This window comes from Euryhalocaulis caribicus, from assembly GCF_000412185.1.
In the GTDB taxonomy this organism is placed as follows: domain Bacteria; phylum Pseudomonadota; class Alphaproteobacteria; order Caulobacterales; family Maricaulaceae; genus Euryhalocaulis; species Euryhalocaulis caribicus.
Genome location: NZ_ASJA01000007.1, coordinates 11,852 through 24,106, shown reverse-complemented (window position 1 = coordinate 24,106; position 12,255 = coordinate 11,852). Strand labels below are relative to the sequence as shown.

Below are 12,255 nucleotides of genomic sequence, written 5' to 3'. Positions count from 1 at the left end.
ACAAGCGTGAGGCGCGCGTCGATCAGCCGACGCTGCCCTCAAGGCTGACTTTCACCAGCGCCTGCGCCTCCACGGCGAACTCCATGGGCAGGTGCTGAAGCACGTCCTTGCAGAAGCCATTGACCAGCAGCGCCACGGCGTCCTCCTCCGACAGGCCGCGCTGGCGGACATAGTGGAGCTGGTCCTCGGAGAGCTTGGACGTCGTCGCCTCATGTTCGAACGTAGCGTGCGGCGTGCGGGCCTCGACATACGGCACGGTGTGCGCGGCGCACTCGTCCCCGATCAGCAGGGAGTCGCACTGGGTAAAGTTGCGCGCGCCTTTCGCGGTCGGATTGGCGCGCACCAGGCCGCGATAGGCGTTGGACGATTTACCCGCGGAAATGCCCTTGGAGATGATACGCGAGCGCGTGTTCTCGCCCAGATGGATCATCTTGGTGCCGGTATCGGCCTGCTGATGGCCGTTCGTGATGGCCACCGAATAGAATTCGCCCTGGCTCTCCTTCCCCTTGAGGATGCAGGAGGGATATTTCCAGGTGATGGCGGAGCCGGTCTCCACCTGCGTCCATGAAATCTTGGAACGGTCGCCACGGCATTCGCCGCGCTTGGTGACGAAATTATACACCCCGCCCTTGCCGTCGGCATCGCCCGGCCACCAGTTCTGGACGGTGGAGTATTTGATCTCCGCATCCTCTTCGGCGACCAGTTCGACGATGGCGGCGTGAAGCTGGTTCTCGTCGCGCATCGGGGCGGTGCAGCCCTCCAGATAGGAGACATAGGCCCCCTTGGCGGCGACGATCAGCGTGCGCTCGAATTGCCCGGTGCCTTCCGCGTTCATGCGGAAATAGGTCGAAAGCTCCATCGGGCAGCGCACGCCCTCGGGCACATAGACAAACGTGCCGTCGGAGAACACCGCCGAATTGAGCGCGGCGAAGAAATGGTCCGAGGTCGGCACCACGGTGCCGAGATACTTGCGCACAAGCTCGGGATGCTCGCGCAGCGCCTCGGAGATCGACATGAAAATCACGCCGGCCTTCTCAAGCTCCTTCTTGAAGGTCGTGGCGACGGAAACGGAGTCGAACACCGCATCGACAGCGACTTTCGCCGAGCCTTTAACGCCCGCCAGCACTTCCTGCTCCTTCAGCGGAATGCCGAGCTTTTCGTAGGTGTCCAGCAGCTCCTGCGGGACATCGTCGATGCTCTCGTACTTCGCGCCGGATTTCGGCTCGGCGTAATAATAGGCGTCCTGATAGTCGATGGGCGGGAAGTTCACGAGCGCCCAGTGCGGCTCCTCCATGGTCAGCCAGCGCTGATAGGCGTTCAGCCGGTATTCCAGCATCCAGTCCGGCTCGCCCTTCTTGGCCGAGATGAAGCGGATCGTCTCTTCATCCAGCCCCTTGGGCGCGAACTCCTGCTCGATCTCGGTCGAGAAGCCATACTTGTACTTGTCGGATTCCAGACCTTTGACGTCTTCGACTGTTTCTTTAACCGCAGGCATATAAGCCTCTGTCTTTCCTTTAGTTTCAGGCCGCGCGCGTTTTCACGCGGGCATAGGCGTCTAGCCAGGCGTCGGCGAAAGCCTCGCCCTGCCCGGCCTCTGTATTCCATCCCAGGCTGACCCGGATCGCCGAGGCCGCCAGTTCATCGCTAAGGCCCATGGCGCTCAACACATGGCTGCGCGCCACCTTGCCGGATGAACAGGCCGCGCCCGCGCTGATCGCGAACCCGGCAAGGTCCATCGACATGACCTGCGTCTCGGAGCTGAAGCCCGGGGCGTAGAAACAAAGCGTGTTCGGCGCGCGCGCCACGTCCTCGCCGAGAATGACAATTTCCAGCGCGGCGGCTTTCAGGCGCGCCTCCATGGCGTCGCGGATGCCGGCCAGCTTCGCGTAATCAGCCGGTTCAGCCGCGGCGGCCGCGGCGCCGAACCCGGCGATGGCCGCCACGTTCTCGGTGCCCGAGCGGCGGCCCCGCTCCTGCCCGCCGCCATGCTGGCGCCGGACCAGCGGCGCGCCTTCGCCAATCGCCAGCGCGCCCGCGCCCTGAGGTCCGCCAAGCTTGTGCGCGGTCAGGGAGAGATAATCGGCGTCAAGCTCGGTCATCGACATCTCGATCTTGCCAAGCGCCTGAACGGCGTCGACATGGATGCGCGCGCCAACCTGATGCGCCAGCTCCGCCGCCTCCGCGACAGGCTGGATCACGCCGGTTTCGTTATTGACCAGCATGACCGCGACAAGGGCGTCAGAACCGTCCTCGCCCAGCAAATCCTTCAACGCATCCAGATCCAGAACGCCCTGCGGCGTAACGGGAACGAATTGCGTTTCCACGCCGGATGCTTTCGCGAAATCAATCACCGCATCATGTTCAATGGCCGAAACGATCAGACGCCCGGCCCCGGCGCTGATGGCGCTGGCCAGGGCCAGATTGATCGCCTCTGTGCCCCCGGATGTAAAAATCAGGTCTTCGGCGCACGCCCCGGAACGGCCCGCGATGGCTTCACGCGCATCCTCGATCATGCTGCGCGCCGCGCGGCCGGCGGCATGGGTGGAGGACGGATTGCCGCCCGCATCCATGGCGGCCAGCATCGCCTCCCGCGCCTCGGGACGAAGCAGCGAGGTGGCGTTGTGATCGAGATAGACAAGTTCGCGGCTCACGGGCGGACCTCCACAGTTTGCGGGAAGTCCTGCGAAACGACATGAGCCAGCGTGACCGAGCCCAGAAAATCTTCGATATGGGTATCCAGCGCCGACCACAGCGGGTGCGAGAGGCAACGGCCCGATGCGCCGGTGCAGGCCTCGACCTTCTTCGACGAACAGCCTGTGGAGCGCACCGTTTCGCCCACCGCGGTCAGGATGTCCGCAATGGCGATATCGTCCATGTCCCGCGCCATCCGGTATCCGCCGCCCGGTCCGCGCACGCTTTCGACCAGCCCCGCCTGACGCAGCTTGGAAAACAACTGCTCAAGGAAAGGCCGGGACAGTGACTGCGCCTCGGCGATGTCGGCGAGCGAGGCCGGCGCGCCGTCACGGGCCGCAAGATCGGCCAGCGCGGTCACGGCGTATCGCCCTTTCGCGGTCAGTTGCACGTCTCTATATCCTTCAAGGACTGAACGGACTCTCGCAATTCAAGAAGCCGTTTGCTAAAAGCGCGCGCTCTTGAAGCGGCGGTTCATGCGGGAGCTATGTTTTCCGACTGAATTAGTCAAGTATTCCAACCGCTATCCGCGAAACCTCTGGAGACCCATGCCTGACGTCATTATTCCGGGCCCCGCCGGCCGCCTCGAGGGACGCTACCGTCCCGGCCGCTCCGAAAACGCCCCAGTCGCGCTGATCCTGCACCCGCACCCGAACGGGGGCGGCAATATGAACACCCAGCTGACGCTGTCGCTGTTCGACCTGTTCAAGGATCGCGGCTTCTCGGTCCTCCGCTTCAATTTCCGCGGCGTCGGCCGCAGCCAGGGCAGCTGGGATCAGGGGCTTGGCGAACTGTCCGACGCGGCCACGGCGCTGGACTGGTTCCAGGCGCTGAACCCGAACGCGCCGCTCAGCTGGGTCGGGGGACATTCCTTCGGCGCCTATATCGCCATGCAGCTCCTGATGCGCCGGCCGGAGATTGACGGATTCATCTCCGTCGCGCCGCCGACCAATATGTATGATTTCTCCTTCCTGGCGCCCTGCCCGTCATCCGGCCTGATCCTGAATGGTTCGGAAGACAAGATCGTGCCGCCGGACGATGTTCAGCGCGTGGTGCCGAAGATCCGCGTCCAGAAGGGCCGCGTGATCACGCACGAGACGATCCCCGGCGCCGGCCACTTCTTCCAGAACAAGGCCGAAGAGATGGAGAAGGCGGTCAACGCCTATCTCGACACGCGGCTGCCCCCGGCCTGGGGCGGCAATTTCGTGCCTGATCCGGACAAGGACGAAGGCTAGACCGCCGCGCGGCTCAAAACGCCGCCTGTCATGGGTTCCTGCACGCCGGTGGTGGCGGGAACCGACAGCGGCCAGCCGCGCAGCGACCTGACCGCAAGCCAGGCAAACAGCTCCGCTTCCAGCACGTCGCCGCGCCAGCCCACGGCCTCGACAGGATCAACAGGCACGCCGGCGCGACGGCGCAACGCATCCATCAACACGGGATTGTTGCGCCCGCCGCCGGTGACGATCAGCCGCCGCGGCCGTTCCGCCGCCCACTCCAGACCACGGACGACCGAGGCGGCGGCAAATTCGGTCAGCAGGGCCGCGCCGTCTTCTATGGACAGCCCTTCCGCCATGGCGCTGGTGAAGTCCTGACGGTCCAGCGACTTCGGCGGCTGCGTCTCGAAATAGGGATGGTTCAGCAGCCCCTGCAGGCGGGCCTCATCAAGATTTCCGGCTTGCGCCAGCGCGCCGCCCTCATCGAACAGCCGGTCGCCTTCTCCGCCGACCCAGTCGTCAATCGGACCGTTTGCCGGGCCGGTGTCAAAAGCCAGTATCCCGCCATCCGCATCAATCAGGGTGATGTTGCCCACGCCGCCCAGATTGACCACGCCCAGCGGCCGTTCCAGCCCGTCCCGTTTGGCCAGAGCCGCGTGATAGAGCGGCGCGAACGGCGCGCCCTGCCCGCCGGCGGCGACATCGGCCGCGCGGAAATCATTGACCACGTTGATGCCTGTCAGACGCGCCAGCGCGGCGCCCCGGCCGAGCTGGCGGGTCCGCCCGGCCGCGCGCGCCGAGGGCGCCCGGTGGAGAACGGTCTGACCGTGAAATCCGATGACATCAATATTCGCTTCGGTCAGGCCTTCCATTTCCAGAAGCTGGGCCGTCGCTTCCGCATGCAATTCAGTCAGCGCGTCTTCTGCCAGCGCGAAAGCTTCCGCGGGCTCGTCCCCCTCAAAACCCCACGCGCGCGCCGCTTTCACCGCGGCCAGAATATGCCCGCGCACGCCATCATCGAAGGGAAGCGAAAGGCACGCGCGCGGCCGGATCAGACTTTCGCCGTCAGTTTCCAGAATCGCGCCGTCGAGGCCGTCCATCGACGTGCCGGTCATGAAACCGATTGCGCGGTATAGCTTCGCCGCCATTAAGCCCTTCCCTCTCGTCCGCGCCGTGATAGAAGGCGCGGCCTATGCAATACAAATCCGATCTCATAAAGACCCTGGCCGGACGCGGCTATCTCTATCAGGCGACTGATATCGAGGGCCTGGACGCGCTGGCCGCCCGCCAGACCGTGACCGGCTATATCGGTTTCGACGCGACCGCTTCCAGCCTTCACGTCGGCAGCCTAGTTCAGATCATGATGCTGCGCCGCCTGCAACAGGCCGGCCACACCGCGATCGTCCTGCTGGGCGGCGGGACGACGAAGATCGGCGATCCGTCCGGCAAGGACAGCCAGCGCCCGGTTCTCACCCCGGAGGACATCGCAGCGAACAAGGAAGGCATTCTGAAGCCCTTCCATGCGCTGCTGGACATGGACAAAGCCATTGTCGTCGATAACGACGCCTGGCTGTCCGAATATTCCTATCTGGAATTCCTGCGCGAGTTCGGACGGCATTTCACCATCAACCGGATGCTGACCTTCGACTCGGTGAAAAGCCGCCTCGACCGCGAACAGCCGCTGACCTTCCTCGAATTCAATTACATGTTGCTGCAGGCGGTCGATTTCCTGGAATTGAACCGCGCGAGCGGCTGCCAGTTGCAACTGGGCGGCGCGGACCAGTGGGGCAATATCGTCAATGGCGTGGAGCTCTGCCGTCGCGTCGACGGCGCGGAAGCCTACGGCTTCACGACGCCGCTGATCACCACCGCGTCCGGCGTGAAAATGGGCAAGACGGCCGATGGCGCTGTCTGGCTGAATCCGGACCGTCTTGGCCCCTATCAGTACTGGCAATTCTGGCGGAACACCGAAGACGCCGATGTCGGCCGCTTCCTGCGCCTGTTCACCGACCTGCCGCTGGACGAGGTCGAACGGCTGGAATCGCTGGAAGGCGCGGACATCAACGACGCCAAGATCAGGCTTGCTAATGAAGCCACCGCGATGCTGCACGGCGCGGACGAAGCCCGTAAGGCGGAGGCCGCCGCGCGCGAGACCTTCGAGCAGGGCGGCGCGAGCGCGGACCTGCCTTCGGTCGAAATTCCGGCGGCGGAGTTGCAAAGCGGACTTGGAATTCTGGAAGCGTTCGAACGCGCCGAGCTGGTAGAGTCCCGCGGCGAGGCGCGCCGTCACATCAAGGGCGGCGCTTTGAAAGTGAATGACGAGAAGGTCGAGGATCCGTTCGCAACCCTCACGGACGAGGATATCCGCGACGGCGCTATAAAACTGTCCGTCGGCAAGAAACGCCACGCGCTTCTGAAAATCGTCTAGCCGGGCGGCTCCTCGCCCGGCTCGCCCCCGGATTCAAGCTGTTGTTCGGCAGCGGGTTCCTCATCCGGCGTTTCCGCAGATTGCCGGGCGGCTTCGGCCTGGGCCTCCTCCAGAGACACGCCGCCCTCAAATATCCGGCGGAATATGCCCGGCGCCAGCGCGGAAAGCGGATTCACCACCACCTGTGTCTGATCGAACGGTCCGCTGACCGAGTAGGTCAAAGCGAATAGCCCCTCGCCTTCACGGGACGTCAGGAGATCGCCGATAACCGGCAAAGCGCCAACGGAGGCGTTTACGCCATAAGACGGCACCAGAACGCCGTTCAGCGCCAGTTCGCTGCGCGGCATATCGATTTCGCCTGAAGTGGTGATTCCCAGCGCCTGACCGGACGCACGCGCCTGCTCGATCCGGATGCGCCCCTGGTCCAGCGACGCTTCGGCGATCATTTCATTGAAGCTGAGACCGCTGCCGCCCAGAACGTCGGCCAGCCCCTGAAGCGAGGCCAGCGCAAACAATCGCGCCAGAATCGGCGCGCGAACCAGATCGAATTCTTCAACGCGCGCTTCAAAATTCCACGGCGCGTCGGCGGCCTCGGACCGCCCATCGAGCGTAAAGCGCCCTCCGCGAACCTGATCAATCCCGAACAGCGCCTCAAACAGCAGTCCCGCGTCCTGGGCCGAAGCCGACAGGGTTCGGGCCTCGCCCGCCCCCGGCGCAAGCCGGATGGCAACCGGTTCGCCGGCCGCGCGCGCGTCAACGCTGGCCGTTTCGATCCGTTCTCCGGAGTGATCAAACGCAACCGTGACCTGTTCCGCGGTCAGGGCGTCGGAGATCACGGCCTGGTCGAGAACGATATCCGCGGAAACTGGAATCCCGAGTTTCCCGGCGCCGGCATCGGACAGGATTTGATCAACCAGCCATCGCGCGTCCAGATAATCGCCCTCGACATCCAGTTCGAATACCGCGTCATTCCGGGAAAGATTGAGGGAAAAGTCAGCGAACTGGTCCAGCCGCACGGTTTCCAGACGGATATTGTCCAACTGGCCCTGGCCGGAAAATCGCGCCGCGCCTGCGGCTTCCAGGCCGGGGCCGGTCAGCCGGGCCGAGCTGATCTGGAACCCGTCATCATTCCTGGTGAATTCGAACCGTCCCCCGGCCGGGCTGTTCTGAGGCTTGTTCCAGAAATCGCCCGCAGAGCCGATGGCCGCGCTTGTAAGATCGACCGAAGCGGCGCCCTTCTCAATGGCGAGGCCGTCGCCCTCGGTCCGCGCGGAAAACAGGACCGGCCCATTGAGGAACTGCCTGAGCGGCACGCCCAGCGCGTCGAAATCCTCCTGATCCAGTACGGCCTCGACATTGAAGATCGTGGAAGGGATTTCTTCAGGCTCCCCAAACCGCTCTTCCCAGGAGATCAGGGCCTCGACCGGCCCGATACGCCCCGGACCGCGCGCGATCAGGCCAAAGGGCGTGCCTTCCAGGTGAACTTTGCCGTCGGTTATCTGAAGCCCGCCAATGCCGGTCGGGGCGGAGACATTCTCAAAATCGGCCTCCACATCGAAACCGATACGTTCGATCGGCACCTCGCTGCGCATCGGACGTGTCAGTTCAAACCGGATTTCCCCTTCGCCCTGAACAGAGTCCGGATCAATGCCGAAGGCGGACGGAAAGCCCAGCGGCTCCTCGTCGAGCAATTTCAGAACATCGGAGGCCGTGGCCCGGCCGGCGCCCGCGATAACGGCTGGCGCGCCTTTGGGTTTGAGTCTTGGAATCTCAACGCGCCCCTCGGTCAGCACCATCTCGCCGATGCGTCCTTCATCCATTTCCAGGGAAAAGGAATTTCCGCGCAGTACGGCGCTGCCGCTCGCCTGCGTCACCGGGCTCATGGTCGAGACATATCTGACTTCGCCCCGATCCATCGCGAAGGCCAGACGCATGTCGTCCTCGTTCAGACGCCCGCGCGCCACGTCCTCATCGGTCATGGTCAGTTCAAATTCGGCGTCATGGATGCGCCCGGCATCGACGTGCTCAGCGATCCAGACGCGCCCGCCATCGGCAAAATCCAGAGGCCAGTAGCGCAACAAGTCCTGCGGCGACGCATATCCTTCCGTGCCGCCTTCCAGCGAAAGCCTAGAGAAAGCCCACTCTCCCGCGTTCCGAACGAAGGCCACGCTGCCTTGAAGCCCGAGCGAGAACCCGCCCAGATCCGCAGAGAGTCTGTCGATGGTCAGACCGCTGACATCGTCTTGAAACAGACCGCCCTCAAATTCTATGGCCGTCAATGAAAGCGGCTCTTCGAACAGACCCGGCATATCCAGGCCGAACTCGCCGAGCGAAAGCTCGATTTCCGGAGACGCGTCTCCGTCAGAAAAGAGGTTCGTGACCGCGCCCTCGCCGCGAAGACTGAGCACATCGGATTCCAGTTGCAGCGCCTCCAGAACCATTGCCTGCCGGCCGGCCTCGTATCGCATGCGCAGGTCCGCGCCGCTTATCGGGCGCCGCTGCCTCGCGATGGCGACCTCTCCGGCGCCCAGACGCGCTGTCAGCCGCCCGCCCGTCAGGCGTCCCTCGCGCGCCGTCGCCAGACGCCAGTTGAGATCCAGAGGCGCATCGATGCTACGGGCCCAGCCGGCCAATCGTTGCGGCGCCGATTGCGATGGGTTGAAGCCTGAGACGACTCCTTCCGCCGCAATGCGTTTCACGCCGAGGTCGGCGCTGACCAGCGCTGAAATTGTCGCGTACCCATTTTCCTGCAGCAGCTCGCCCGCCAGGTCCGCGGACAGGGTCTGGCCCGACAGGTCGGCGTCCAGGGACGCATGCCGGATGCGCCAGTTCAGACCGATATCGCGAAGCTGAACAAACAGGACAACATCGCTGAGCGCCAGCCGCCGCAGATTGGCGGCGCCATCCGGAAGTTCGAATTCGCGCCAGTCGAGCGAGGGCGCGCCCTCCGTCGTTTCTTCCTCTTCCCTCACGGCGCGGCGCGCCGTTCCCAGACCGAATGCAAAGGATCCGTCGCGGCGGCGGACAACTGCAAACGCGCCGCCTTCCGCCTCGACCCAGAGCGGGGCAAACCGCCCTTGCGCCAGTGAGGCGGCCGGCAAGGCGGTGGCGATGCGGGACGCGACCGACACCACCTCCCCCGTTTCGTCCCGGATTGTGACATTCCTGGCCGTGACAACGATGGCGCGGGATTCCGGCCGCCATTCGGACCGGATTTCACCCAGCTCGACCGTTTCGCCGTCAAATGCCTCAGCGAAGATTTCTTCCGCGTTGGGGCGAAGGACTTCCAGGTCCACAGGCCCCCCGGACAGCCGGTAAACCGCAAAGCCCACAACGAAAATTGCGAGCATGAAAACCAGCGCCGCCATCTCCAGCGCCAATCGTGTCGCCTGGCGCGTCATGAAATCCCCGGCTGGACGGACGCGGCGTCACAAACCATGTTCAGCCCGAACTCGGACACAGGGACAATATCATGACTCAAGCTCTGCAAACCGGCGACAAGGCTCCTGATTTCACGCTTCCAAGTGACGGATCCGGCGAAGTTTCGCTGAAGGATTATTCCGGACAGACCGTCGTTCTGTATTTCTATCCGAAAGACGATACGCCGGGCTGCACGAAAGAGGCCATCGCCTTTTCAGAACATCTCGACCAGTTCCGCAAAGCCGGAGCTGTCATTCTTGGCGTTTCGCCCGACACAGCCGCCAAGCATGACAAGTTCAAGGCCAAGCATGAGCTGAGCGTGACTTTGCTGGCCGACGAAGACACAGCAGTTTGCGAGGCCTATGGCGTCTGGAAAGAAAAAAACATGTACGGACGCAAATTCATGGGCGTCGAACGCTCCACCTTCCTGATCGGTCCTGACGGAAAAATCATCGAATCCTGGCGCAAGGTGCGCGTTCCCGGACATGTCGAAGCTGTCCTGGAAGCGGCCAAGGCGACCGGTTAAAGCGGAGAAGCGCCCGTCTTTACTGCTATAATCGCGGCAAAACACACCTTTGGTTAACGGCTAGATTACAATCTCATCGCCTAATACGCGCATGCACTTGAATTGCTGGACGTGATCAGGTGTTATGCGCCCGCGAAGGGGTTAACTAGGCGGGACAGACTTGAGATGATGCGTCTCTGGCAGCAGCTGCGCGAGACAATCGCGCGTATTTTTCCAGAACGGCAGATCTATCACCGCACCGAGGGGCGGGTTTCATATATCTCCATCGGCACGAAGCTTCAGCTTGCCGCCGCGGCAAGCGTGCTCATCGTGGCGATGTGGCTTCTATATGGAACCGCATCGGTCTTTCTGCGGGGTTATGTGATCAGCGCGCATGATCGCGCGAACGCCTACAAGGTGGCTCACTATGAACGGCTTCTGCAGGAAGCGCGTTCGCGTGAAGTTTCAGCGCGCAATCTGCTGCAAACCCGCACAGTCGAGTTTCAACAGCTAGCGGCCAATCTGGAGCGCCGTCACTCCACGCTGAAACAGCTCCTGGATCACACCAGCGAAACCGCAATCGCGGACGCCAATAGCGGACGCGTCATGATGGCTTCCGTCGCGGGCGATGCGACGCCGCGCCAGTCGCGCGTGCTTTCGGAAGCCGGCGAGGCGCCCGCGCGCGACTTTGCTTCCAATGGCGTCAATGCGCGCCTGACCGCTCTGGAAGCTGAACAGGACCGCCTGATGGCGGTCGCCGAGACCAAGGCAGAAGCCCGCATTGAAACCGTGCGCGAAGCTGTGCGCCTGACCGGTCTGCGCCTGTCGGACCTCAATGGCGGCGAAGAACTGGAACTGGGCGGGCCTTATATTGAAATGGCCAATGAGGGTCTCTTCGGCTCAACAGACTCCATGTTCAATGACCGCGTGGCGCGTGTTGCCGCGCGCATTGCCGAAGCGGAAGAGATGGAGCTGACGCTCGCCTCCGCCCCGATCGGCAACCCGGTGGGCGCCAAGACGCGCCGGACCAGCAGCTTCGGCTCCCGCGTTGATCCGTTCACCCGTCACGCGGCGTATCACACCGGCCTGGACATGGCCGCCTATTACCGCGCGCCGGTCGTTTCCACCGCGGCGGGCACGGTCAGTTTTGCCGGATGGAAAGGCGGATATGGCCGCGTCGTGGAAGTGGATCACGGCCACGGCTTCAAGACTCGTTATGCTCACCTGTCGCAAATCACGGTTAAAAAGGGCGCGAAAGTCGTCACCGGCGACTCGATCGGCCTGATGGGATCAACTGGCAGAAGTTCGGGCACCCACCTCCATTATGAGGTATGGTTCAAGGGCAAGGTCTACGATCCGAGCAAGTTCCTGAAAGCGGGTGAGTATGTTCAGCAAAGCTAAAGACAAAGACGAGGAATTCGAAATGGACGCCGTCACGAGCGCAGCCCCCCAGCAACGCCGCAGCGCGAAATCCGTGGGTCCGTCCATTCTGGGCCCTGACATCGCGATCAATGGCTCAATTCAATCAGAAGGCGAAATTCAACTGGACGGCGCCGTCGAGGGCGATGTCCGCGCCGGTTCGCTGACCGTTGGCGAACACGCCGCCGTGAAAGGCGAAGTTGAAGCCGAAACCGCCCTGATCCGCGGCCATGTTTCCGGCAGCGTCCGCGCGCGCCATGTACAACTGGCCTCCACCGCGCGCATTGAAGGCGACATCATCCATTCGACGCTGGCGATCGAAAGCGGCGCCTATTTCGAAGGCAATTGCCGCCGCGCCGAAGATCCGATTGGCGGCAAGGCCGGCAAGCCCGCCGCTTCGCAATCCCAGTCTTCGTCCTCGGCTTCGCCGTCATCGTCTAACGGCGCGTCGCAGCAGCAGCCGCGGCCGGCGAATGCGCCGTCCAGCAGCTCCGGATCTTCCAGCTCTTCCTCGCAGGAAGGCCTGAAAACGGGTAGCTAGGAAGCGGCAGAAAATAAAATTTCTGAATTACGGGGGT

Annotated in this window: 10 protein-coding genes; 5 read left to right on the top strand and 5 right to left on the bottom strand. The window is 63.2% G+C overall.

The features are described from left to right. Nucleotides 1-22: 22 nt before the first annotated feature. From sufB to L338_RS07280, 3 genes are read right to left on the bottom strand one after another with little or no spacing between them, the layout of a single operon-like run. Complete coding sequence (gene sufB / locus L338_RS07290) at nucleotides 23-1,495, bottom strand: Fe-S cluster assembly protein SufB (protein WP_022697714.1); 1,473 nt, start codon at nucleotides 1,493-1,495, stop codon at nucleotides 23-25. A gap of 25 nt (nucleotides 1,496-1,520) precedes the next feature. Next, nucleotides 1,521-2,651: a cysteine desulfurase family protein gene (locus L338_RS07285; protein WP_022697713.1), complete on the bottom strand. Its 1,131-nt coding sequence runs from the start codon at nucleotides 2,649-2,651 to the stop codon at nucleotides 1,521-1,523. Next, nucleotides 2,648-3,082 (bottom strand): Rrf2 family transcriptional regulator, encoded by a 435-nt coding sequence (locus L338_RS07280; protein ID WP_022697712.1) that lies wholly within the window; start codon nucleotides 3,080-3,082, stop codon nucleotides 2,648-2,650. The genes L338_RS07285 and L338_RS07280 overlap by 4 nt, the downstream gene beginning before the upstream one ends. A gap of 157 nt (nucleotides 3,083-3,239) precedes the next feature. On the opposite strand from L338_RS07280, the gene L338_RS07275 reads away from it, so the two are divergent. Continuing rightward, complete coding sequence (locus L338_RS07275) at nucleotides 3,240-3,926, top strand: alpha/beta hydrolase (RefSeq protein WP_022697711.1); 687 nt, start codon at nucleotides 3,240-3,242, stop codon at nucleotides 3,924-3,926. On the opposite strand, the gene L338_RS07270 is transcribed toward L338_RS07275, so the two are convergent. After that, the gene (locus tag L338_RS07270) at nucleotides 3,923-5,053 is read right to left on the bottom strand and encodes an anhydro-N-acetylmuramic acid kinase (protein ID WP_022697710.1); all 1,131 of its coding nucleotides are present in this window, start codon (nucleotides 5,051-5,053) and stop codon (nucleotides 3,923-3,925) included. The two genes, L338_RS07275 and L338_RS07270, sit on opposite strands and share 4 nt — an antisense overlap. A 44-nt stretch (nucleotides 5,054-5,097) precedes the next feature. Between L338_RS07270 and tyrS the strand changes: the two genes are divergently transcribed. Beyond that, a complete protein-coding gene (gene tyrS, locus L338_RS07265) occupies nucleotides 5,098-6,333 on the top strand; it encodes a tyrosine--tRNA ligase (protein ID WP_022697709.1) in 1,236 nt (411 codons plus the stop codon). Here the strand turns inward: tyrS and L338_RS07260 are convergent. Beyond that, nucleotides 6,330-9,734 (bottom strand): DUF3971 domain-containing protein, encoded by a 3,405-nt coding sequence (locus L338_RS07260; RefSeq protein WP_081639524.1) that lies wholly within the window; start codon nucleotides 9,732-9,734, stop codon nucleotides 6,330-6,332. The genes tyrS and L338_RS07260 overlap by 4 nt on opposite strands. A 71-nt stretch (nucleotides 9,735-9,805) precedes the next feature. Between L338_RS07260 and bcp the strand changes: the two genes are divergently transcribed. The 3 genes from bcp (at nucleotide 9,806) to L338_RS07245 (ending at nucleotide 12,218) form a co-directional block, all read left to right on the top strand. Continuing rightward, on the top strand, nucleotides 9,806-10,279 hold the full coding sequence (bcp, locus tag L338_RS07255; protein WP_022697707.1) for a thioredoxin-dependent thiol peroxidase: 474 nt from the start codon (nucleotides 9,806-9,808) through the stop codon (nucleotides 10,277-10,279). A gap of 165 nt (nucleotides 10,280-10,444) precedes the next feature. After that, nucleotides 10,445-11,659: a M23 family metallopeptidase gene (locus L338_RS07250; protein WP_022697706.1), complete on the top strand. Its 1,215-nt coding sequence runs from the start codon at nucleotides 10,445-10,447 to the stop codon at nucleotides 11,657-11,659. Continuing rightward, nucleotides 11,643-12,218, top strand: a complete 576-nt coding sequence (locus L338_RS07245; RefSeq protein ID WP_022697705.1) for a bactofilin family protein — start codon at nucleotides 11,643-11,645, stop codon at nucleotides 12,216-12,218. The genes L338_RS07250 and L338_RS07245 overlap by 17 nt, the downstream gene beginning before the upstream one ends. The last annotated feature ends 37 nt before the right edge of the window (nucleotides 12,219-12,255 follow it).